The following is a 24,275-nucleotide window of genomic DNA, read 5'->3' on the forward strand; positions in this document are numbered from 1 at the left end:
GATTTGAAAGCTCAAATATTCAATTTGAATAACCGAGGGCGGGGACACTAACCGAAAGCTTTGGACGGCGAGAAGTTAGGTCTCCCAAAGTGCCATGTCTAGTATTATGCGGTAATTTGACCAACTTGGCAACAGTTTTTGCTGGTCATTTTTCAAGATTTAATCTGCGTGGTTCTCTCCCCCTCACTTCGTTACCGGGATAGAGAGCAATTGAAAGTTTTTGAGATCCGGGCTAAATCGATAAATCAGTGAAAGCGAACGTATCTCGTCGCTGTAATTGCTTATGAACGCGATGCTGCCTTGAGCATGGCATCTCTACTTCATTGCTCTTTGTCCAACTGCCCCCTGTTGGACTTAGAACCATGATTCACTGTAAAACCTGTTTGTCTAGGAAAGTTATTCCTGGACTTAAACGCTCGTTCTATAAAGATTGTGAGCGGTGGATGCCCAATGATGCAAATTTTGAGTGGGCACCCATAATCCAATCCTCATCTGTCAAGACATCGCTCTCACCGAGTAAGCCCTGCTCTAAGTCAACGAACCTAGAACTCACAGTGGCTAGCCAACTGAGCCTGCTTGGAGGGGGATCATGATTGCAACCGTTCCACGTGGGTTCAATGTCAACCCTAAACTGTTTAGCGGTCACTCCGGTACTGCTGACTCTCTCTCTTTTGAGCAATTCAAGGAGAAGATGGCTGTGGAGTTCTTAACGGGCAGCGTAATCCATCCGGCACTCTACCAAGCCTCGATCCGACTGGTTCGAGATCTTGAAGTCGCGTTTGGCGGAGAAGTTAGCACTCCGATTCACGATGCACTTGGATGGAACTACACCCGATTCGGCAATTCTGTTCAGCCGACTTTGTATGCTGCACTGTTCAAGAACGAAGATGGATCGTTCTGGCAAAGCAAACTCAGCCATCCCCGCATCGACGATCGTGGAAAAGAGCGCAAATATGAATGTCGAAAAGGTGGAGGCTCAACCGCTTTCTTGCCCCCAATTCCTCCGGCGATCCGAGAGATTATAACTCAACATCTCCAGTTTCCGGTTCCAACAGACGGCAGCTTCTGGAGGTGGGTCGCAGACACTCCTCAGATCCCGATCGTCATTACCGAAGGGGGGAAAAAAGCAGAGTGCGCTCTGTCACAAGGCTACATCGCGCTTGCATTGTTCGGCTGTACAGGCGGCTATCGCTCAAAAGATGCACTGGGTAATCCAGTAAAGCCCTATCTCATTCCTGATATAGAGCGATTTGCAGTTCCAGGTCGTCGGATTGTATTGGCGTTTGACCAGGACGAGCGCGAGAAGACTAGGCGGCAGGTCGGCGTTGCGATCGCCAGGTTCGGTCGATTGTTGGCTGAGCGCGGCTGCGAAGTTCTGGTTGCCACCTGGCGATCGCAGCAAGGCAAAGGGCTGGATGATTTAGTCGCGAATGCTGGTGCAGACGCATGGCACACCGCCTACAATAATGCGCTCCCCTTAATTCAATGGGAATTTACACAGCGACTAGAGCGCAGACTAACGTACCCGGCTAATTTGCTCACAGATATCGGGGATCTCTCAAAACTGCCAATCGCCCAAATCGAGCAAATTCCCGAAGCAGGAATCGTCGGCATTTCCAGCGAAAAGGGCACAGGTAAAACCAAATTGCTCAACCTCCTGATCCAGGATAATCCCAAAGTGCTGTCACTGTCTCATCGAATTGCTCTAGCACGAAATTTAGGAGAACGCTTAAATCTGACTTATCGCAGTGATGCCGATAAAGTGCAAGGTCGATTTATCTCAGAAGCCGGATTTACTCAGCGGATTGTTTCAGTCGTCGATGGGCTACTTGCGATCGATCCCGCACAATTCACAGATTGCGACTTGATTTTAGACGAAGTAACTCAGGAGCTGCGGCATCAACTCACGTCTGCGACTTGTGCCACCGATGGCAAGCGCCCAGTGATTCTGGCACGATTCACCGAACTGGTTCGCAATGCACGGCGCATTATTGTCGCAGACGCAGATTTAGACAACGCTGCATTAAACTATCTGCGAGACCTGCGCGGCGAGGAGCAAAAACCGTATCTAATTCGGAATCTATTCAAGCCTGAGCCTTATGATTGTCGATTCATCATGGCTCGCGATCGCACCGTCATTACCGCAGATTTTCTCGAAGAAGTCGCAACGCTACCCCAAGGAAAAGTGCTATTTGTTGCCACCGATAGCAAAGCCACAAGCAAATCGCTGACAAGACTCTTAGCCGAACAGCACCCTCAAAAACGGGTATTGCTGCTTAACTCTGAAACCAGTGGTGGCGAGTGTGAGCGAGCTTTTACTGCTGCACCGGATGCCGAAATTCAGCACTACGACATTATTATCTGCTCACCTTCATTAGCCACTGGGGTCTCGATCGAATGTCAAGGAATTGTCCATCGCGTATATGGCATTTTTACAGGTGCAAGCTCGAACGATGGCGACATTGCTCAATCACTGAGCCGAGTGCGGGAGCCTGTAGATCGGGTGGTGTGGGTTGCAAGGTTTGGGTCGAACCGTTCAAAAGTTAGCCGTTCTGCAAATCCCCTCGAAGTGCGTCACCATCTCCAAACTCTATCAACGGCAACCGTGCAACTGATTCGGACTAGCTTGAGAACTGAGGCGATCTCTGGCATCGAGCAATATGATTGGCAGTCTGATCCCCACATCTCGCTGTATTGCCACCTAGCAGCCGCACAGAATCGCTCAATGCAGCACCTTCGAGATGCCGTGTTAGCCAGAATCAGATTCGAGGGCAATCATGTGATGATCGAAGAACGAATCCCAAATTCTGTCATTAGGCGGGAATTGGCGCGATCGCGCCAAGAAGCACAAATGTTGGAAGCCGAAACCCTCGTGCAGGTGCCATCACTCACCTATCTACAAGTTCGGCAACTCGAAGAAAGGCAAGCATCTGGATCTGCGATCACACCGGAAGAGCAAGCAGCACTCTCCAAGTTTTACCTAATAGATTTCTACTGCCTTGAGGATCTGACGATCGACGATTGCCTCCGGGACAACAATGGACGACGGCGCAGAGAGATTCTGAACCTAGAATCACTTTTGTTTCCAGATGTTGCGCTTGATCGATCAGCAAAGTCTCTAGAAAGGCAAGCGACCTGGAATCAAGGCTATTGTCCTTGGGACTTCTCTCATACTGAGCTGCGGCGACGGGTGCGTGAACAAATTGGGTTAACTGAACTTCTTGATCGTGCTCGCAATGGAGAGCAATGGTGCAAATACGATCTGCAAGGGTATGCAGATCGTGCGCGGCAGTTTAGCGCCGATATCAAACTCACACTACACTTCACGATTAGCGATCGCGTTTCCGATGTCCAAATCGTTCACCAACTATTGTCCCAATTGGGCATTGTTCTCAAGCAACAGTGGTCGCGCTCAGTCCCCGGACACGAAGGCGAGAAGCTGCGGGTTTACTCGCTCGATCAAGCGCATTGGCAGAATCTTTGGGGCATTCTTCAGCGTCGGGATCTCAAACGGCAACAGTTTCAGGCACAAATGCAAACCGGAAGCGCAGAGGGCTTTGGATCATCCCCTCCATTAGAAAATTCTCAAGGAGGGGGTGATCCTTCTGGCTGGTTTGGTGAGGAGTGTTTAGATGATGTTCGCGAAATGCTTGAGGCAGCACAATCAGATCCGGAGCAATTAGCCGCAATCCGAGAATCAATACCGGAGCCAGTCTTGCGGTATTTAGCTCAAACAGCAGAAGCCTCACACGTACCTAGACAGGAGACAAGATGAATGCGAGTGAGGTGAAGAGCGTTTTTTGACTAAGACTAATGCAAAGCGAGAAAAGGAAACGTAGGCAGCAAAGAAATCTGCTAACCTTTACAAATTTCGAGACACTCGTTAGGATTTCAGAAAATCACCTGATTTTCTAACCTGTTGCAACAGGCATCGAACAGTCTGAAGTCACTTAAACAGTATTTATCTCAGAGTTATGGCGATGCGTCAGTTAAAAGAACCGCTCTGCGTCTTCTCTGGGGAGACGATCGTAGTCGTAGAAACTCAATTTCATTTCACTCTATACTTCTAGAAGATATCAGCCTTGCTCAAATGCGGCGAAAGCACAAGCGTTGCAGCGTTCAGCAACTCGAACTCTGCAAGACTGTGCAGCAGCACATCGAACATTTCTTACGCTAGACCACGCAAATTCAATCTATCTTGCGTCACAAGACGCAATTGAAATTGCTGCAAAAATGGCTTTGTCTGAGCTTGCATCGGATGCGCCTATTTTGCTTCGCAATAAACGGCAGCTATTGTTACAAGTTGCCTTGATTGTTCTGGCATGTGAAGTTGCTTCTAAGAATGATCTAAAGGAGACATTTTTAGAGCGAATAAAGCAGTGTCGGAGCTTAGAAGAACTTATCCAAGCTGTCAACGACACAGCACATTTAGTTTAAGTAGGAGGGAGAATGGCTGGAAGATTGAATCGACGCAGGCAAAATCTATGCTCTGGAGGAGGAACAACGCTTGTAAGAGTTTCTGTTCTCGAAGGCGCTGATTTTTGGATCTGTCCACACTGCGATCGTATTCTGAAACTGCGATTACAGTCCAAATCTGAAGTTGCTCAGAATTCAGTCCCCAGCATAAGTAAGAGCGACCATTTTGTTTAAAGTTTGATTCCATATCAAGTGATATGGAATCAGTTTGAGGACAGTGAATCCTGTTGCTTACAAGCAAATTTGCGATCTCGGTACTATTTCAATTCAATCTTGATTCAAGTTTTGACTTGAACGATTCCGCTTACTTTCTCGAATTGCTTCAGCAAGCTCTGAAAGCGAGCACTGCAAGATTTGGCACAGGGATTCGATCTGATCCACTTTCAGTGATGGCTCAGATCGCCCTTTCTCCCAATTCCGAATCGTCTGTGTAGATACCTCGATCGCTTCCGCAACTCGACGCTGGGAAAGTCTCCTCGATTGACGTAGTTCTCTAAAGTCCACAAGTTCAAAAGTATTGCATAAACGAGTTTATGCAGCTATGATTTTTCAACGACATTTGCGATTCAGATGCTCTAAGCTTTAGCGGAAAAAACCGTGCCTATTCTTCCTTCGCTGCCCGCGACAGAATTTGTCGCGCAAGTCTTCCCTCAGATTCCACCTCCAGTTACACCCTCTGATCGACTTCCTTCTCCATCTCCACCGACCGTAAAGCCATTACCGTCTCCGGTCATTCCGTCACCAACGCCCCCAATTATTGCACCAGACACAAACACGTCGGGCACAATTCGAGTGAGGCGATTCCTGTTTCAAGGAAACACTATTTTTACTCAATCGCAGCTCGAAGCAGTAGTTGCTTCGTTCAAAAACCGGGATATTAATGTCTCGGATCTGAAACAGGTAAGCGAAGCCATCACAAAATTCTATACGGATGGTGGTTACATTTCTTCAGGCGCGATCGTTCCACCCCAAAAGATCGACATCCAAGATGGCTCTGTTGTGATTCAGGTTCTCGAAGGAAAAATCGAACGAATCAATATCGTCGGCGGTGATCGCCTTGCTAGATATGTGCGTGAACGACTCAATGCTGCGACTCAGCCTGTTTTGCAATACGATCGCCTGCTCGAAGCGCTCCGGTTGCTTCAGCGCGATTCGCGAATTAGAAGAATTTCCGCCGCGCTCAACCCTGGCACAGAGCCGAATACTCGTATTCTAGATGTGGAGATCGGAACCAATCCCACTTCAACAGTAGAAATTGAGTTGAATAATGCCCGCTCCCCGCTCACAGGAAGCTTCGAGCGGCGGATTCAATACAATAACGCAAATTTGCTTGGACTCGGTGATACTCTTAGCCTAGATTACGGCAATACCGATGGCTCGAATCGAGTTGGAGCCGCTTACACGATTCCAATTAATCCCCGCAATGGTGCGGTTAGTTTGAATTACACCTGGCTTAATAGCCGCATCATTCGCTCTCCATTCGATGCGCTAGATATTCGATCTACGTTTAACGTTTACGAGTTGACGTTTCGCCAACCGATTCTTCAGCGATCGAATGAGCGGCGAACCCAAGAACTTGCTGTTGGCATCACGGCTTCAAGATCAGATAGCCAGAGTTCGATTCTCGGCGTTGGTTTTCCATTATCTGCGGGTAGTGACGATCAGGGACGCACACGCATCTCAGCGTTGCGACTATTTCAGGAGTACACGAACAGCACTGATCAGCAAGTATTGTCGCTGCGATCACAGTTTAGTTTTGGTGTAGGTGCCTTTAACTCAACGATTAATGGTAATGCTCCAGATAGCCGATTCTTCACATGGCGGGGACAAGCGCTGTGGTTCCGACGCATCAACCAAACCTTAGATTTGTTATTGCGATCCGATTTGCAACTGAGCGATCGTTCGCTTGTTCCGATCGAACAGTTCAGTTTGGGTGGACCTGGATCTGTGCGCGGATATGCTCAAAATGCGTTGATTGGTGATAACGGAATCTTCGGTTCCGCTGAGCTTCGCATTCACCTGACTCGGAGTTCTGCGGGTGGCTTGCAGATAATTCCTTTCATTGATGCAGGGACTGTTTGGAATGCTAGTGGTGGCTCAATTCGCAACAATACAATTAGCTCTGTCGGAGTCGGGCTGCAATGGATTCAGAATGAACTACAGCTAAGAGCTAACTACGCAATTCCGTTGGCGACTTTTCCAAACGAGGGTAACAGTTTGCAAGAGCGGGGTTTTGATTTTTCTGTACGCTACAACTTTTCTTTCTGAGAAGAATCGAAGCACTCTACTACAGATTCTATGAGAAGCATATTCTGCGAAACTAACGAATGGCATACAAGTTAAAAATATCGGAGCCTTGTAAAAGCGGGTCTTGCTTGATTGTAATCTTGCTAAAGCCATGACTTTTTAGTAGCTCACACACGCGATCAACCCGTTGGGAGTGATCATGAACCTCGATTGTAATCTGTTTAATCTTGCACCAGTCTTGCGGCTCAATTCCCATCAGAACATCGAGTTCACTTCGTTCTACATCGATCTTAAGCAGGTCAATCTGCTGCACTGAATGGTCCCGAATAACGTCAGATAATCTGTGCATCTTGCAATACACAGGTTTGGCTTGAAATAATTCGTCTAATTTATAGTTAATGAGCAATGACCGAATGAATGACGGAAACAGTCGCAGCAACCATATATCGAAGGGTTCTCTTGGGTCTGGATTTGCAAGCGCTGTCTTAATTGCTTGCTCAACCGTAGCTCGTGTTTGATTACCTTCAGGATATGCCGTAGATAGAGCTGTTGCGTTGGGGTAGTAATCAAATACAACAGATTTTCTCTCTTGTGCCAATCCGAAAGAAAACGCCTTCATTGTCACCGGAGCAAGTCGTTGAGCATTGAGCTTTAACGCCTCAAATACCTCCGGAATAGGTTCAAACGCATAAATCTGCAAATTACGTTGACATCGTTCATATGCCCAGAGGCTAAATAATCCAATGTTGGCTCCAACATCAAACAAAGTATCGCCTGGGTTCAGTTCAATGCCATAACGCAAATACTCTTGAACCTGTTCATATAAGACTGGTACCTCCGCTTCACGTAAATAATATACTCTCATGCCATTAGGAAGTTTCGTCTCGGAGATTCCCATATCAGTCCCTTTTTCTTAGGAGAACTACTGCTTTGGACATATGTCTAAGCAAAGCTGTCTGTTGTCGTGGATCTGTACCCAGATCAAACATTTTATAATTCTACGCTCTGATGAAACACGATCGCTTTTTTGGCAAAATGCAATTCTAGTATCCAATTTGAGAACACAGTTAATTCTCTAATTGAATCAGTCTGTAAGCCAATTGATTTGAAGGCAAAATCATTTTAAGATGAGCGACCTTGGTGATGTAGAAAAGTCCTGAAACGTCTGATTTATCGAGAGTCTCATGTGAGACAAGAATGGCTTAGGCGGGGCAAATTGTGAGAGGCTTAAGTTCCTACACAAAAACAATCTCATGCAACTGCCCCATCTGTATCGTGAACTAATCGACCAATTCCGTCAATGGATTCAACCGCGTGACCAACGGCACTTAGAGGGCGTATCCGAAGCGGTTGCTGCAATTCTACAATCCGAGAGTGCCTGCTTGAATCATTGGCTGCCCTATTTGAGCCATCGCGGTTGTACCGCCCGCAGCCACCATGCTCGCTTGAATTACTTACTGACCAATCCGCAGGTCAATGCTGAAACCTTCTATGTTCCATTATTGCAGCAATGGCTCTGTGCCTTTGCCGGGGCAGACTTGCTGCTGACGCTCGATACCAGTGTGTTGTGGGATCAGTTCTGTTGGATTGGGGTCTGCTTTGTTTGGGGTGGACGCTCGTTCACCTTAGCTCAGATGGTTTTGGAACATGGCAGTGCAACAGTTGCTTTTGAAGCTTATCTTCCTGTCTTAGAGCAAGTTTTCAGCCTGTTGCCCTCTGATTGTCGGGTGACGCTGCTGGCAGACCGTGGCTTTGAGCATGGCGAACTGATGCGGTGGTGCAATCGACACGCATGGGACTGGTTGATTCGGGCTAAAAGCAATCTCACGATTACCCTCGCTCCCGGTGTATCTCAGTCCGTTGCTCAATTGCTGTCTCCAGTCGAGCAGGCTTACTTGTTCCCGAACGTGACAATTCTCGAAGACATCCCCTGCCATCTCGCCACTGCTACACTGCCAGGGAGACAAGAGCCTTGGGCTGTCCTCAGTAGCCAACCCCCTTCATTACAGACGTTTGAGCGCTATGGTCATCGCTTTGGCGGAATTGAACCGCACATTAAAGACTACAAATCTGCTGCCTTTGACATCATTGGCTCTCATTTACGCGATGCCACAGGGCTTACCCGTCTGTTCATGCTGCTCGATATGGCAACGCTGATTGCTTTGGTTTTGGGCTTTTTGCTCGTGCGTTGCGGTCAACGCAAACGGCTCGATTCCCATCCAGAGCGAGGCTTGAGTTTTCTGCAACTTGGTTTGCGCTATCTCAAACAACTTCGTCATTTGGGTCAACCCTTGCCCCGATTTGAGCCTCTGCCACGTCGGAGTCCACCGACGGCATGTGCTTCTCAAAGTAAGCGCGACCGTTTAAATCAAAGGATTCTATTCTCCAAAGTCACCACGTTCTCATCGTGAGACAGCAAAAAGTTTTCTACATCACTAAGGATGAGCGACTTATTTCGATGAATTCGTAAGTTGATCTGCTGTGCCGATCGTTTTTCTACTACTCATTTCACTATGATCAGACCGCTTCTTGTCTCATTATTACTACTGAGTACTCCCTTGGTAACGCTTGCTCAAGTTATTCCTGATTCGACGCTCGGTACAAATTCGTCGCAGCAAACCTCTGGCTTAGTTATCAACGGCGTACCTTCAGGACGAATTGATGGAGGACTCACTCACGGAACCTCTCTTTTTCATAGCTTTCGCGAATTTAATGTTGGAACGGGACGAGGAGTATATTTCGCTTCCCCAACTGGAATTGGAACGATTTTTACGCGAGTAACAGGTGCTAACCCATCGACGATTAACGGTACGCTTGGAGTGATTGGACAAGCTAACCTTATCTTTATCAATCCCAATGGAATTCAATTCGGTTCAGAGGCACGGCTAGATTTACGTGGCTCATTCCTTGCCAGTACTGCAAAATCAATCCAATTTCCTAATGGTGAGTTCAGCGCCACCAATCCACAAACCCCGCCACTTTTGACCGTGGCTGCACCGATAGGCTTAATTTTTGATGGTGAGACAAAGCCAATTTCTGTTCAGGGTGGTGGGTATGCTTTCAACATCGAAGATCCTCAATCTCAAAGTGCTGGACAAAATGCACCTGGACTACACGTTGATCCTGGTCGCTCTCTAACACTGATCGGTGGACCTGTCAATTTGACTGGTGGAGTCCTGATTGCACCATCTGGTCGAATTGAAGTTGGGGCTATCGATCGTGGTGTCGTTACCGTGCAACCGGATGTGCAGGGATGGAACTTCGATTACATGGGTGTCGCTCAGTTTGCACCCGTTGATCTTACAAAATTATCGCTCATTGATGCTACCGGACCGCTTGCCGGAAAAATTAACATTCAAGCTCAGTCGCTCAGTCTTTCCGATGGTTCGTTTGTCACTCTACTGAATCAAGGTGCTGGTGCTGGTGGAATTATTCAAGCAACCGTTCAAGATCGCCTCGACATTACTGGGACAACTGATGCCTTAATTGAACGCCCGACCTCGTTTGATAACTACTATCGCGCTGGGTTTGCTACGAACACACTATTTGGCACTGGAGCGGATATTAGCATTCGTACAAAGCTTCTCTCAATGAATCAGGGGGCAGGAGTACGAACAGCGACCTCTGCTTCAGGATCGGCAGGAACGATTCGCGTTGATGCTACAGATCAAATTGATATAAAGAGAAGCTCCTTAAGGGGTCCACTCATCAGTCCGAGTTCAATTCAATCGGCGACTTTTGGTGCAGGGAGAGCTGGCAATATTACAATTAGCACTCCTGAGCTTAATCTCAGTGAGGGTGGGGCTGTATTTAATGTAAATTCCTCAAACTCAAGTGGAAACACTGGCGATATTGTCATCAACACACAGAGAACGCGCATCGAGGGTGTTGCTTCACCCTTCACGGCAAGCGTGATTTCAACAGGTTCAATTGGAACAGGCAACGCTGGAAATATTTTGCTTAATACTGACAGCCTCGATGTTCTGAATGGGGGACAACTGACCTCAATTGCGTCAGGGGCTGGAGATTCCGGCGATATCTCGATTCGAGCCTCAGAGATCATCCTCCGGGGACGAAATCCGATTTTAACTACGCCTAGTGCAGTTGGGACTTCGATCGTACTGCTTGAACCCACTGTTCGTCCTATTTTTAACGTGAGCGGCACACCTATTGGACGTGGAGGGACGCTAAGAATTCAATCTGAAAAAATCTCAATTAGCGATTCCGCTCAACTTCGAGTCATCAATGAAGGAATTGGCGATGGTGGAAACTTACAAGTTCAAACGAATCGACTTGCTCTAACAAATGGTGGTTCTATCACCGCTGCAACGCAAACAGGGCAAGGTGGCAATATTCTTCTGAGTATTGGTAAAGCTCTGAACCTAAGTAATAGTGAGATTTCAGCATCATCGCGTACAAGTGGACAAGGTGGCAATATCTCGATCGAGAGCGGTGTTTTTGCCGCTCTGCGTCAAAGCAGTATCTCAGCCAATGCAGCAGATGGGAGGGGTGGCAAAATCGCAATTAACAGCAAAGGGGTATTCATTGCCCCAGATAGTAGAATCACAGCAACCTCTGCCCTCGGTCGTACTTTTGATGGAACTGTTCAAATTAATACGATCGAGTCGGGCGTTAATCGAACGGCGATTCGACAACCTGCGGCACCATCCACTATGAGCGTGCAAGCAATTTGCCCCACGCAATCTGATCCGAACGTGAGCCAATTTATTAACAATGGTACAGGTGGAATACCACTAAGCTCTAGCACTCCGCTCACAGATTCTGCTGGTTGGATGCCTCGAAATATTACGTTAGCCGATCCAACCGTTCGCTCTTTAACAACTCGAACAAAATCGCCAATCGTTGAATTTAGAAGTTGGCGATTTAGCCCAGACAAAAAGACTGTCGAGCTAATTGCATCACCAGGCGCGGCTGATGTAGCTCAGTCCAACACTTCTCCGTGTCAACTCTCGTCCACTTCAGCAAAACCGTAATATTTATGGTGTATAAATTGTTTACTCGCTTCGTTCAGTTTTTGCTTGGATTGGCGCTTGTACTTGCTTGCTCAGCACTCTCCGTGAGTTTTGGAAATAACGTAAGTGCGAGTATGACTGCTCCTGATGAGTTGACTGCTCAGGGCTTTACCCAATTTAATCAAGGCAATACGACGGCTGCCCTAAAACTCTGGCGAGCTGCAAGTGATTCATACCGCCAGACCAAAAATCAAGAAGGAGTGATTGGGAGCGCAATCAATCAAAGCCTTGCGCTGCGATCACTCGGACAATATCCCCAGGCTTGTCAAGTGTTGGCGCAGGAAGCGCTGCAGTTGCCAAGTGCCAACACATTGTGTTCAAAACAGCTTCGCTCTACTGAAGTGTCGTCACTCGATTTGTCGCGTATTCGACCGAATTTAACGCAGCAGCTTGCTGTGCAGCATTTAGGAATAGCGCTGCAACTTATTGGGGATTTATCGAATGCAAAGCTTGCCTTGCAATCAATCGAAAAAACAGCCGCGCCACAACGACGTGGAGAAATTCAACTAGCGCTGGGAAATGTGGAACGTGCTATTTATAGCCAACTACGCGATCGCGTTTCTCGGAGTAGCGATTCAGAAACCTTGGGAACGGGCATGATCGAGCTAAAATCGCAAGCCGAAACGGTTCTAACGCGCTATGAACAAGCTGCCGCTGTTGATTCGAGCAAATTGAAAGCCCAAATCAATCAATTCAGCTTCTTAGCTGATCTATCGCAATGGATTACAACTCAGCAAGAGCAAAATAATCAGCTTCCTGAAATTGTGGCACTCGATCAAGCGGCTCGCGATCGAATCATTAAGTTATCCTCAATCGTGGTTCAAACGAACTTTGCTGCATTTTCGCCGATCGAGCAGGTGTACGCTCGCTTGAATGTCGTGAACAGTTTAATCGAGCAAACGCAGGTCGGGCAATCCATTAATCCTGCTGCCACTCAGCTTGCCACTGAAGCACTCGTCACTGCAAAAACACTCTCAAACCCCCGTGCGATTTCATATAGCCTCGGAACGCTTGGACAATTGGCACATCAGCGCAAAGATTTGAAAACAGCACAATCGCAACTGAGTGAAGCGCTGTCAATGGCGGAATCCGCGCAAGCCAGCGATGCGGCTTACCAGTGGGAGCAAGAACTTGCAAAAATTGCCAAACAGCAAGGAAACGCAGCCCTCGCATTAAGGTATTACCAGTCAGCGATCGAGAATTTAGATCGGGTCCGTGGGAATCTACTGCCGATCTCCTCTGACGTACAATTGTCCTTCCGCGAACAAGTTGAGCCCATCTACCGTGAGTATATGGATTTACTGGTTGAGCAGTCCCAATCAAATCTATCGCCGATTATCGAAACGTATAATCGATTGAGAATTGCAGAAGTTGAAAATTTTTTGCAATGTGGACGTTTAGCGCTGGTTCCACTCTCGCAGCAACCGCAATCTCCGGATGAGACGATTTTTTATATTCTTAATTTGAATCGAAGCATTGGCGTAATTGTGCAATCCGCTCTAGGAACGCAGCGTTTCTATCGCGCAGATGCGGATGCTGTTCAAAATGCGCTGAATGGATTGACGTTTAATCTGCAAAATGTTGTTCAAAACGATCGTGTCGTGCTGCCCGATGAAACTATCCTTAAAGAGTATGGTCAAACCCTCTATGACCAGATCATTGCTCCGGCTGAACGCGCTGGATTTTTAGCGAAGAAGGGTCGGATTGCTTTTGTTTTGGATAACACGTTACAAGGAATGCCAGTTGGACTTCTATATGATGGCAAGACTTACTTGAGTCAACGGTATCCCCTACGACTCTCAATCGGCTCTGAAATTGCTCAAGATCAGCGTTCCAGAGGAAGAAACACATTGATTGCCGCTCTGAGCGAAAGCAGTCCGAGCCTTCGCGATCGCAGAATCAACCAGATACTACCGCCACTTACAAACGTTGAGTCAGAAGTTCAAGCAATTCGATCTGCATTTCCGGGTAGCGAAATTCTTAATCAAGAGTTCACTCTGGAGCGATTGGAGGACAAAATCCAGCAGGGCAACTACAACATCATTCACATTGCGACCCACGGGCAATTTAGCTCAGTCCCTGACGAAACATTTGTCGTTGCTTGGAATCGGTTAATTACCGCTCCGCAACTAAGCGTGTTACTGAAATCCCGGACATCGGCTGAGATTGATCTGCTTGTGTTAAGCGCGTGCCAAACGGCGAAGGGCGACGTTCGCTCTACACTCGGACTGGCTGGAATCGCGGCACAGTCAGGCGCTCGCAGCACAGTCGCGAGTCTTTGGCTGGTCGATGATGCGGCGACCGCATTACTGGTGCAGAATTTCTACAGAAATCTGGCAGCCGGACAGTCAAAGGCGATCGCCTTACAACAAGCTCAAATTAGCCTGCAAAACTCCCCGTATTCAAACCCTTACTTTTGGAGTGCGTTCGTGCTGGTTGGGGCGGCTTGATCTGCGGATTGTTGCGAATCTAAGCTTTCTGATACAGTTAGGCGTTGCGCTGCCTGGTCTAACTGTTTTGCCATTTCATCCTCTCCCACCAGTCGATACCGTTCGCTTAGTAACCGATACACCTGAGCGGAACGACTGCCTGCTTTCACTCGTGCCGCGAGTGCCCCGATCGATTCATCGATTAGTCCATTCGCTCGGTAAATTGAATCGATCCCCAGTACTGTCGCTTCATCGGGGTCAAGGTTGAGTTGTTGCAGCGCTGCGATCGCGCGGTTTATCTCTGAAATTCGCGATTGCGGCAAGACGTTGATCGTTTGTTCACCGCTCAGCAACGTCTGATTCTCGCGATGTGCCGTGATGACAATTCGATAAGCCCCCCCTGGCTTGAATGCGGGTTGATTCTCAGGATAAGCAAGCTGGGATTGAGTCGTTGCAATGCTCCACGATACAGTTCCCAAAACTCGAACCCGGTAACTTGTGGCTCCCGGAACGCTTCGCCAGCTAAATCGCGGACGTAATTTGGTGGTGTTGCTGCCGTAAGGCTGTAAAATTTGCAAGTTCGCGGCGTTGGTTCCTCGTGGGCGTACACAAAATTGGAAGCGGGTTCCACACGCTTGCGGTCCGGTTTCTTTCGGAAGTCCGCATCCGGTTGGCGGAATTTTTCCGCTTCCGAGAGCGACGATTTTCCCAGTGGCAAAACATAATACGGTGAGGGATCGCTGAATTGTATCCCCTTGGCATAAGAGCGATCCCCGTTTGAAATTGCGATCGCCATCGCTGAGGACATACGCGATCGGAATACACTGCCGAGGAATAGAATACGCAGGCTGGGGAGCAAGCAGGTCAACAATCGCAGCGGCAAACAGTCCAATCAACAAAAATGGATTGCGTTTTTCCAGATAAATCACGAAATTCTCAATTCTTACACGACTTACGAACAGAGCGATGGCAGATACTACTTGATTAGTTAATCTATGTTCATAAAGAAAGACAATCTATCCAAGTCAATATTCTTATCCTTCTTTAAATTTCACCATAGCTCTAAAAGCATAAATCAATTATCCCTTTTGCTTATCAAGCTGTCGTTGCCATTCCTTAACTTCGGGCAAAGGCAATCTCGAAACCGAGAACTTACAGGTGCTTCTTTCAGCTTCAGCGTCAAAATTTCGTGCTTGTTTAACAAACGCCAGTAGACAATAAGTGTCAATCCGGGTTGGATCGAGCGGCAACGCTTTTTCCAGTGCCACTTGTGCTTCGGTATACTGTTTTAATCCAAACAATGCCCAACCTAAATTCTTATACAGAGATGCCAAGGTCGAGTTTGTCTGTGTTAAGTCAAGGACTGATCGCACGAGTGCTTCTGCTTCGGCGTACTGCCGCTGTCGGTTCTTCAGACGGGCAATGTTGTTGATTGCTAGGGCTTTTAGGTCATTCGAGCCGTTTGTGGCTTTTGTGTAGTGCTCGATTGCTAAAGGAATCTTACCTTGACGATCGTAAAGTGCTCCTAGATTGTAGTGTGCCTGCCAGTTGTCCGGCATTAGATCGATCGCCCGCCTGTACTGCTTGATCGCGCAAGGATCATCGCCGAGGTAGTAACACGCCAGCCCCAAATTTGAGTGAGCATCTGAGGAGCGATCGTTGAGGCGAACCGCGACTTCAAGCTCCCTACGTGCTGTTTGATACTGCTCAGCTTGCAGATTCTGAAGACCGCGCCGCAAAGCTTCATCAGATCTCCAGGAATTAAAAATGATGCCCGCCCCGATGATGATCGCAACAGAAACTCCGGTTGCAGTTACCTTAAACGCCCAAGAATTGAGAATTCGACTCACGCGAATTCGCTGTGGCAGTTGATAAGTTAATGTTTCATAAATTGCAATCGTTGTCGGAGGACGACGATCCGGAGTGGGTGACATTAACGTATCAAGCCAACGTGCAAACGGTCTTGAAATTTGGGGCGCGCACCGATGCCACTGCAATTGGTTGGTTTGGGGATCAATCAAATCAATCGGCAGTTGTGCCGTCAGCAAACGGACCCACGTTCTACCCAACGCATAGAAATCCGAAGCAAGCAAGACTTGAGCGTTAATTTGTTCTGGGGCTGAATATCCGGGTGATGTAATGACAGTAACACTGCGACGATTTGCAGCAATCTCTGCTTGGTAAGTGTTCGTTAATTCACACACTCCACCAAAATCAATCAGTGCCAGCTTCCCGCTCGGCTGCAAAATCAGATTGCTCGGTTTGAGATCTCGATGCACGATGTGGTTCTGATGTAAGTACGCCAGTACGCCCGGAGACGACTCTGGATCTTGCTCGATCTCAGGTGCAACTAATTGTCGTAGCCACTCTAGAGCCATCTTCTCAGAGATTGGTCCGTTCTGAGTAATCCATTGCTCTAGTGTTTCACCTTCCATCTTCTGCATCACAAGACACAGCATCTCATGACCATTTGGCATTGAAACTCGAAAGAGATCATCCAGATCAACACGAGGAATATTTGGATGATTCAGCCACGACAGTACCGCATATTCTCGCTCGAACAACTCGATGCGCTTGCGATCGCTCGTCTCCGCTTGAATTACTTTCATAATGCGGCGAATCGTCCCACCGTCATTATTCTCTGCTACAACTTCAAAAATCTCACTGTGCTGCGTTTTCTCAATCAACGCAATGGCTTGATAGCCATGAAACAACAGGGGTGCGCCACAAGCTAAGCATTGATTTGCTTCAGCGCTGCGTTGAGGATCAGGACAGTTTGGATTAATGCAATACACACGATTGTTTAGTGGTTATATCAATCACTACAGCTTGAAACACACAAATCAAGATCCATCAATAAATGGAAACGACAGAATTACTTTTTTTACAATAGGATTTAAACAAAATAGTAGCGCGTTGTTCTGCTGTTTTTCAACCAAATTCATTTCAGCTAAATCGTTTAGTGCCTTGATTAAAGCAGACTGCGACTTCATTGAAGTAGCCAGACTAACGAGCAACTGATCAAAATGAACCGGGTCCTTTAGCGCTGCAAGATGAAATAAAAGCGCACGATGCTCTGCATTAATTTCCCGAATTTGATTGATGTACTCTTGACAAGCGATATCAGGCACAATAACAGTGTCGCAGCGCAAGAACTCTTGCACGTTTCCACTGAAAACAGTTTGAATATATTCACTAATAGAAATTAAGTACTCTGGATTTCCAGAGTAAATTTGAGCCAACCTTTGCCAGTCACTTGAATTTTTTAACCCGTAAGCTTCAAAAATTCGCTGTGCCTCCTTTGGCTGTAATCCCTCTAGCCGCATTGTAGCAGCCGCCCGATTTGCACGACTTAATCGCAGCACATCGTTGAATCTGCGACGACTGATGAACAGTAAGGAGCTTTGATGCGGCTCTTCGGCAAAAAACCGAATCATTCGCCCATAATCTGGTGACGTATAGGGATCAAGTGCCGTAATCGCAGTGGTTTTAATCAGACTCTCCGCGCTATCAAGCACGATAAGGCACCGCTGCTGCTTCATGATCTGCATCAAAGCGCTCATCTTCTCAGATAACTTCTGAGGCAATTCTTTGACTTCAAACTCCTGAAGCAGCTCATTGAGTAGTATGTCTGGTTCCGGGGCGTGAGCGATCGATTTCCAAATAACACGATCAAAACTCTTTGCGCCAAACCGCTCAGTCCAACGCGCAGCCAAGGCTGTTTTTCCCACACCTACGTCACCGATGAGCGCGACAAGCCGATACTGGCTCAGCAACTCACCCAAGGAATCAAGTTCTTTTGACCTGCCGTAAAACCAAGACTCTAAGGGGGCGATTGCCCATTCGCCTTCACCAGGCTCGAAGATTTGGGCAATCTGATGCTGCTCTAAGTCTTGCTGTAGAAAGGAGTTGGGCATCAGTGACAACTTCTCGGAGAAACAATGAATGAAGTCGCCAAAATTTCGCTTGCCGATTTCCGCCCCATACGATCGACCGAAGACCTCTGTGAAATCTGCCCAGAGTCTCGGTCCAACTTGTCCCCGCAGATAATACATCTGATATCCGGTTTTGTCTGCTACTGCTTGAAAATTCAGGCACGGATCTTGAATCAGGGTCTTGAGTAGCGCTACCTCTGCCGCTTCAAAATCTCGACCGATCGCGACTTGTAGCAATCGGATCAGAATATTCGCATCGATTTGCGGCTCTTCTAAAGTAGGGGCTTGACTAGAAATGGCGGTTTTTCTCGGTTTTTCCATACTTCAAACCCTACTCATAGAAAATCACCTGATTAAAATAAGGTTTCCCTTCTTAACACTCAGATTTATCTTCTATCTTGCCATGCTTCTCAAAACTTCGTAAGTTGACCGAGAATTAAAAGCAGGCAAGCTGATTTTACTCGTATTAAGCAAGTAATCTCAGCCTAAAAACCGTTTAATTTTATGGAAGGAATATTGAGAGTCTTTACGGAATTCTGCTAGCTACGCTATAAGAATAAAATCAGGTGATTTTTAGAAGTAGAGACTACCAGTACAAATAAATGTCCAAGAGCAATCCGTTTTGCTTGATGAGCCTAGCCCCTAGAAGCCAGTAATAATGTCTTTCCTTATTCTTCTGCTCGGTATTCTGCTGGGTATCTTCGTTGGATACCTCGTGCGATACTTTCAGGTCCGCTCTCTCAAACCCTCCGAACTGGCACGCTACAATCGCGCTGTACTGGTTGAACTTGCCCAGGAAACCGGATTTGCGGAATGGAATTTGAAGACTCTCGCAGTTAAAGCGTCAAAGCGACAGGCGGAGTTGTATGCCCTGGGTAACGATCGCTTTGAAGGGCACTATCAACAGTACTTAGAATTTGTGCATCCAGACCATCGAGTGCGATTGGATCAAGCAATCCAAGGCGCAATCTCAAGTGGAAACGAATTTGAATTAGATTTTTGCATTGTGGATTGCGACGGCGAAGAGCGCTGGTTACGATCAAAAGGCAAAGTTTTGATCACAGGCAGGAACCCGATGCTGATCGAAATGACGCGCGACGTGACCCGGATTAATCAGTTACAGTCAGCTTATCGCCGCCAAGAAACGAAGTGGCGAACATTAATGCAAAGTCGAGTTGAATTAGTCGTTGTTCTCGATGAAAACAATTGCATTGCCTACGTTAATTCGACAATCGAGGGGTTGCTTGGCGCTTCTGCGGATGCCCTGTTAGGCGAAGAGTTTCTAGCCTTTGTTCACCCAAGAGATCGATCGCGCGTTGCTCAAACCCTCAAAGCAATTCATCAATCTCAAAAGGTTGATCCTCAAATCCTTTACCGCCTTCAAAGTCGTCAAAATGACTGGGTGTATTTAGAAACAATTGTCTGTGATGAACGATCGATTGTTGGGGGTCTCGTTCTGCGATCATGCAAAGTTAACGTAGGTTCATTAACCACAAAAATTCCACGATCGTCTCATTCATAATAGTCGAGCGAGTCCAGCTCCTCGGTAAAAGTTCCCTAAGAGGTGCAAGTGGGAATATCCCATATTTGCTAATTGTTGCGCTGTTGCCTGTGACATTCCTTGTCCAGCATGAGCCTCCTGTGTAACTTCTTCAGTTGAAGCATATTCTGACATGAGTACTTTCCCATCTTGCACTAACACTTGATGCTGAGTTGATTCAACAGCAGCAATCGTTTCCGGAGTGACGCTTTCAAGTCCACGATACACTTGAAAGCGTTCGTCGTTCCCTAAGTCGTACCAATCGCTCGGTGGCTGCTGCATCAGCGCAACTGCATAGGATCGAGCGGCGATCGCTTGCGCTTTCAAAGCTTCTGTATGCCAGCTTGATGGCATTTCTGCGCCCACTACGCTCGTTAGATAAGTTTCTAAATCCAATGTATTAATCGCTAATAATCCGTCACCATTGTTGATTAATCGAACTCGACCGTGATAAGCGCGATCGTTAACCCAAATCGGTCCGTCTGATTCAAGCCACAGATCGTTTGTCAGTTGTCCGTTGCCAATCTGAATTCCACCTGTATTCTGGCTTACCCAGTATGCCTGGTTCGGCTGTAATTTTGCGATCCCCCTTCCAGATGTGTCGCGGATGAGAACAGAATTTGTTCCTCCGATCGAAATTGTTTGTGCTTCAGCAACCAGGATGCGAACGTCACGAATGGACTTCTGGGGAGCAGGCGATTGTAACCCCATTGGCGAAGGACGATCTCCCAATCGTGAAAACTTTGGTTGAGCTACAGACATTGCTGAACGATCAACCATTTTTTGGGTTGAAGTCGATCGAGACTGTTGATCCAAACTCGATTTTGACACTGACGGTGGAATTATCGTTGAGGAAGCTGGCTCTTTATTTGCAATCGGTGTTGTTAATTGAAGAACAGCACTGAATCCAAGAAACAGCAAATTTCCCGCTGAATCAGCGATAGATCTAGGCATGATAAAAAACTGCGAGACTAGGGACAGAGCGGTAATGTTGCTTCTCTGCTTGGACTCATTGTATAACGACGATCAGAAAACAAAAAATATTCAATATCATGGGATATGTAATCAATCCATTTCATTATGTTGTCATTAGAACAAGTTTTCTCAGAGTGGCTCGAAAACCATCCTGGAACTATTAACACTAAGACCACTTATGAACGAGGACTTAAGCAATTTTGCTTAAGTTTAGATCTAGACCAGCTAAGGCAATTGTCACCAAAATCCGTTCAAGCCAAAATTGGTGATCTGAATGGATCTGAAAACTCTTTGCGTACCTACCGAACGGCGATTCGGGCGTTCCTCAAAGATATGGGGAGTAAAGGACTCTGCGACAGCGCTTTATATCAAGCAGTTTCAGTTAACCCTAAATCTTTTAGCAAACAGCGACCCGATACTTATATCGTCTTTAAAAAAGATTTGCTCATCAATGGTGAACCAGAACTCCGCAACCGAGTAATTTTATTGCTAACGATCGCCAAGTGCAAGATTTCCGAGATTTTGCCGCTCACTTGGTTTGATGTCGATCCAGACAAGAAATCAATCAAAGTACGCTACAAAAAGTACGAGCGCACCATTGTCTTAGATGACCCAATTTGGTCGGAATTCATCCAGTTACGTCAAGGTCGATCGCTCGATGACTATGTATTTTATGGCGCTAGAGGCAGAAAGCTCAGCTCCACACAAGTCTATGGCATTATCGAAACCGCGTTAAAAAGAGTAGGCATTGATGCCGAGCCTGGAGAACTCTACGGCGCTACGAGCACAAAAAAGCGTGAATATATTCTCTTGTAGCTCACTAGCGAATGATGAAGAGCAAGGAAAAATTACTTGTGGATTGAGAAACCTTTGATAGTATGTAGATTAAATCCTTTTGACGTGTAGCATTTCCTCACTCGTCGCCCTTAGATCTGCCATTTATAGGGGAAACTATATCAATAGATATGCTTTAAAGACCTTTCCCTAGAGTTTCTTCAATGTCTTCTCCTCAAGCAAAAATCTATGCGAAAGACGCTGCGATTTTTATCGACTTTCCCGCAGCATCGATTCGCGATCGCTATTTAGGTCGATTGGTGTACATTCCTGGGAAAACTTATGCACTTACCCATAGAAACAATGCAATAACGCCAAAGTTATTCACAGTTTTGGAGTACCATCTTCCTGAAGACATGTCTGAGGTCGAAGTCGATTTAGTCATCAGGTCGTTTGATCCTTATACTCACATCCCCCGTTCATTAAGTCGTGTGCGGTTTCCGCGATGTCTTGATGGCAGTTTATCGCCGGAAAACTGGCAAATTAAAACCGTTCATGCTCCTGAACAGGCTGCATCGTTGAACGACGTGATTATTCCATTACCTGGTGCCATTGAACCCTTATCGCATCAATCTAGTCAAGTTGATCCGCTGAGACCCCCCGCAGGCGCTGTTTCCGTATCGACTCAGCCGATTGTTCCGACTCGCGATTTCGGATCGAACCTAACTCAAAAGAACTCACCTTCCAACAAAGGGTTAGAGATTGTTGAACTGAAAAAAACGCAAGCTAAGCGTAATTCTGCTTCCACACCACCAGCACCCAAGCCATCCCCTGTTGGTGCTAAACAACAGTTTGAATTTATAAAATCTGATAAGGATCGAGTTCGAGAAATTCTTAAGCGCTGGGTACAATTATCGGAAGCAACTTCAGACTCCTGGCAGATTGAATTTAACGATGCAGGCTTCGTCGTTCGGGATCACTCGAATCGACTCATCTTTGAGTATCAAGCGACTGAAGAATCTTGCCGCATCGGGTCCTCGCTGTCAGGGCTGGTTCTTCAAGAAAAGATGACTCAGATTGCACTCAAGGCTCCAAATAAATTATCTTCAATGCACGATCGACAACTGATTGAATATGCGAACGAAGTTCTCGTTCGCGTACAAGATGCACCCACCGACACAATAGCTAGTTTCATGCAGTCAGTGTTTAAGCTCAAGCCTGCACACAAACCTAAAAAGCGATCTTCTTAATAATGTTTTTTTAAGTTAAGCGTCAAAGTTCTAGAACTTCGATTTAGGATTAGAACAAACAGCGATTCCAATTCGTTACTAGCTTTCAAGAAATTTATGAACTCTGATCCTGCTCGAACGGACTCTCATCCGTTTGAAAATATTGTCTTACCAACTGAGCGCCTGGAAATTCTCGCTGCGATCGCAAGTTCACTAGGAGCGTTTGATCAAAATCAAGAAGTTTTAGACAGCTTTCGCTCCATTTTCGGTGGTAGCAGAATTGATGATTCTGCAATCTCAAGCATGAGTTCCTGTGGCTGCGCGATCGCGTGTGGAGGATGTAGTTGTGGCTGTTCTAGCAGTAATTCAACGACTCAACCGCTTTCCTTCGACTCTACTTCACCCTCTGAGTGGTATTCTCCCAAATTGTTCTAAATGTACGAGCTAATCGGGCAAAGCATCGGAAGCTGCGGCTGTCGAATAGAAATCAATTGCGCGTGCTGGGATCAATTCACCGCTTGTGATAGCTTTGTCGCTTATTACATCGAGTCTGGCAATGTTCAATCTGTTTCAGTTGATTCTTTGACGATCGTGCGATGGATACAAGAAGCGAATCAAACCTCAATTCTAATGATCGACGACCGCGCCACAAGCGAACAGATTACTCAATTAGTGCAAGCATTTAATGGTTCTCTGGGCGGCATTCTTGCAGACATCAATCTTGCACTTCCGCCCTGCCAATCGGTAAATGTCTTTCCAATTCAATACAAACCACAGCATGGATTCGCCCAACTATGGATGGGCGGCAGTTGCATCCGTGAAAAAAATCGGTCAAAACCTTTTACCTATTCATCATGAATTCATCACGTCCATTCGGATCTACTGCTTGGATTAACTGGAGCAGTCGCCTACTTATTTGGACTATTGTTGCGATCGCGTGGCTTCTATTAATGCTCACTGGACATGATCATCAGCACCTCACGAGGCATCACCAATCAGTCACACCGTTGACGGAAACGATTACCAGATCCTTCGCTTCCTGGCTGCTCATGACCGTTGCGATGATGTTGCCGAGTACAGTGCCAATCGCTGAGAAGTTTGTACAAATTAATGCCCGACAAGCTGAAGGGACAACTCAAGCTACCTGTAATCAAATCTTGTTTCTGATTGCATATCTAGTGATATGGTCAAGCTTCTCGATCGCGATGATTGCGATCAACATTGGACTTGATTTCTGGCTTTCTCCTCATTTCAAACATCATGTATTGTTTCCGCCTCTGATTCTAATCGGAGTTGGAGCGTTTCAATTTACTCCAATGAAACAAGCCTGCTTAAAAGGATGCCGTTCTGTGTCTGCTTTTATCGCTCAGTACTATCCGCAAGGCATGATTGGTAGCTGGAATTTAGGATGGCAGCATGGATTATACTGCCTTGGCTGTTGTTGGGCACTCATGGTTGGATGCGCGGCGATTGGCATGGAGAATTTAAGCAACATGCTAATTTTCACCGCAATTATGACTTCAGAGCGACTTTGGAAGTACGGAGAACACTTATCCATCTGGATTGGTGTTGTTATGATCGCTCTTGGGATCGTGCTTGTGGTCTATCCTCAGATTAACTAAGCAGTGACTTCCATT

Annotated in this window: 18 protein-coding genes; 12 read left to right on the top strand and 6 right to left on the bottom strand. The window is 46.7% G+C overall.

Annotation, left to right across the window (positions count from 1 at the left end):
* The first annotated feature begins 589 nt into the window (after window positions 1-589).
* Window positions 590-3,775: a plasmid replication protein, CyRepA1 family gene (locus tag ACQ4M5_RS07670; protein WP_430674992.1), complete on the top strand. Its 3,186-nt coding sequence runs from the start codon at window positions 590-592 to the stop codon at window positions 3,773-3,775.
* 335 nt (window positions 3,776-4,110) lie between these two features.
* Entirely contained in the window at window positions 4,111-4,437 is a 327-nt protein-coding gene (locus ACQ4M5_RS07675) for a hypothetical protein (protein WP_430674993.1), read from the top strand.
* Between the two features lie 306 nt (window positions 4,438-4,743).
* Here ACQ4M5_RS07675 and ACQ4M5_RS07680 read toward each other — a convergent pair whose 3' ends face one another.
* Window positions 4,744-4,980: a helix-turn-helix transcriptional regulator gene (locus ACQ4M5_RS07680; protein ID WP_430674994.1), complete on the bottom strand. Its 237-nt coding sequence runs from the start codon at window positions 4,978-4,980 to the stop codon at window positions 4,744-4,746.
* A 93-nt stretch (window positions 4,981-5,073) separates the two neighbouring features.
* Here ACQ4M5_RS07680 and ACQ4M5_RS07685 point away from each other — a divergent pair, with 93 nt between their 5' ends.
* The gene (locus tag ACQ4M5_RS07685; RefSeq protein ID WP_430674995.1) at window positions 5,074-6,744 is read left to right on the top strand and encodes a ShlB/FhaC/HecB family hemolysin secretion/activation protein; all 1,671 of its coding nucleotides are present in this window, start codon (window positions 5,074-5,076) and stop codon (window positions 6,742-6,744) included.
* Window positions 6,745-6,796: 52 nt separating this feature from the next.
* On the opposite strand, the gene ACQ4M5_RS07690 is transcribed toward ACQ4M5_RS07685, so the two are convergent.
* Window positions 6,797-7,588: an FkbM family methyltransferase gene (locus ACQ4M5_RS07690; protein WP_430674996.1), complete on the bottom strand. Its 792-nt coding sequence runs from the start codon at window positions 7,586-7,588 to the stop codon at window positions 6,797-6,799.
* A gap of 388 nt (window positions 7,589-7,976) precedes the next feature.
* On the opposite strand from ACQ4M5_RS07690, the gene ACQ4M5_RS07695 reads away from it, so the two are divergent.
* From ACQ4M5_RS07695 to ACQ4M5_RS07705, 3 genes are all read left to right on the top strand, one after another.
* On the top strand, window positions 7,977-9,134 hold the full coding sequence (locus ACQ4M5_RS07695; RefSeq protein WP_316426199.1) for a transposase: 1,158 nt from the start codon (window positions 7,977-7,979) through the stop codon (window positions 9,132-9,134).
* A gap of 102 nt (window positions 9,135-9,236) precedes the next feature.
* Entirely contained in the window at window positions 9,237-11,717 is a 2,481-nt protein-coding gene (locus ACQ4M5_RS07700; protein WP_430674997.1) for a filamentous hemagglutinin N-terminal domain-containing protein, read from the top strand.
* A 5-nt stretch (window positions 11,718-11,722) separates the two neighbouring features.
* Complete coding sequence (locus tag ACQ4M5_RS07705; RefSeq protein WP_430674999.1) at window positions 11,723-14,206, top strand: CHAT domain-containing protein; 2,484 nt, start codon at window positions 11,723-11,725, stop codon at window positions 14,204-14,206.
* On the opposite strand, the gene ACQ4M5_RS07710 is transcribed toward ACQ4M5_RS07705, so the two are convergent.
* The 3 genes from ACQ4M5_RS07710 to ACQ4M5_RS07720 all read right to left on the bottom strand — a co-directional run bounded on the left by ACQ4M5_RS07710 (window position 14,167) and on the right by ACQ4M5_RS07720 (window position 18,441).
* Complete coding sequence (locus tag ACQ4M5_RS07710; protein WP_430675000.1) at window positions 14,167-15,114, bottom strand: hypothetical protein; 948 nt, start codon at window positions 15,112-15,114, stop codon at window positions 14,167-14,169. The two genes, ACQ4M5_RS07705 and ACQ4M5_RS07710, sit on opposite strands and share 40 nt — an antisense overlap.
* Before the next feature lie 150 nt (window positions 15,115-15,264).
* On the bottom strand, window positions 15,265-16,980 hold the full coding sequence (locus tag ACQ4M5_RS07715; protein WP_430675001.1) for a protein kinase domain-containing protein: 1,716 nt from the start codon (window positions 16,978-16,980) through the stop codon (window positions 15,265-15,267).
* A 48-nt stretch (window positions 16,981-17,028) separates the two neighbouring features.
* Window positions 17,029-18,441 carry an AAA family ATPase gene (locus tag ACQ4M5_RS07720; protein ID WP_430675002.1) on the bottom strand — a complete coding sequence of 471 codons (1,413 nt, stop codon included), beginning with the start codon at window positions 18,439-18,441 and terminating at the stop codon, window positions 17,029-17,031.
* A gap of 337 nt (window positions 18,442-18,778) precedes the next feature.
* Here ACQ4M5_RS07720 and ACQ4M5_RS07725 point away from each other — a divergent pair, with 337 nt between their 5' ends.
* On the top strand, window positions 18,779-19,642 hold the full coding sequence (locus ACQ4M5_RS07725; protein ID WP_430675003.1) for a PAS domain-containing protein: 864 nt from the start codon (window positions 18,779-18,781) through the stop codon (window positions 19,640-19,642).
* Here the strand turns inward: ACQ4M5_RS07725 and ACQ4M5_RS07730 are convergent.
* Window positions 19,637-20,614 (bottom strand): SpoIID/LytB domain-containing protein, encoded by a 978-nt coding sequence (locus ACQ4M5_RS07730; RefSeq protein ID WP_430675004.1) that lies wholly within the window; start codon window positions 20,612-20,614, stop codon window positions 19,637-19,639. The two genes, ACQ4M5_RS07725 and ACQ4M5_RS07730, sit on opposite strands and share 6 nt — an antisense overlap.
* 126 nt (window positions 20,615-20,740) lie before the next feature.
* Here ACQ4M5_RS07730 and ACQ4M5_RS07735 point away from each other — a divergent pair, with 126 nt between their 5' ends.
* The 5 genes from ACQ4M5_RS07735 (at window position 20,741) to ACQ4M5_RS07755 (ending at window position 24,260) form a co-directional block, all read left to right on the top strand.
* Window positions 20,741-21,451 carry a tyrosine-type recombinase/integrase gene (locus ACQ4M5_RS07735; protein WP_017292043.1) on the top strand — a complete coding sequence of 237 codons (711 nt, stop codon included), beginning with the start codon at window positions 20,741-20,743 and terminating at the stop codon, window positions 21,449-21,451.
* Between the two features lie 182 nt (window positions 21,452-21,633).
* Window positions 21,634-22,659: a hypothetical protein gene (locus ACQ4M5_RS07740; RefSeq protein ID WP_430675005.1), complete on the top strand. Its 1,026-nt coding sequence runs from the start codon at window positions 21,634-21,636 to the stop codon at window positions 22,657-22,659.
* Between the two features lie 96 nt (window positions 22,660-22,755).
* Window positions 22,756-23,073 carry a hypothetical protein gene (locus ACQ4M5_RS07745; RefSeq protein ID WP_430675006.1) on the top strand — a complete coding sequence of 106 codons (318 nt, stop codon included), beginning with the start codon at window positions 22,756-22,758 and terminating at the stop codon, window positions 23,071-23,073.
* Complete coding sequence (locus tag ACQ4M5_RS07750; RefSeq protein WP_430675007.1) at window positions 23,074-23,496, top strand: DUF1326 domain-containing protein; 423 nt, start codon at window positions 23,074-23,076, stop codon at window positions 23,494-23,496.
* Window positions 23,493-24,260, top strand: coding sequence for a DUF2182 domain-containing protein (locus ACQ4M5_RS07755; RefSeq protein ID WP_430675008.1), 768 nt, complete (start codon window positions 23,493-23,495; stop codon window positions 24,258-24,260). Before ACQ4M5_RS07750 ends, ACQ4M5_RS07755 begins: the two co-directional genes overlap by 4 nt.
* The last annotated feature ends 15 nt before the right edge of the window (window positions 24,261-24,275 follow it).

The organism is Leptolyngbya sp. AN10 (assembly GCF_050565645.1).
GTDB lineage: Bacteria > Cyanobacteriota > Cyanobacteriia > Leptolyngbyales > Leptolyngbyaceae > Leptolyngbya.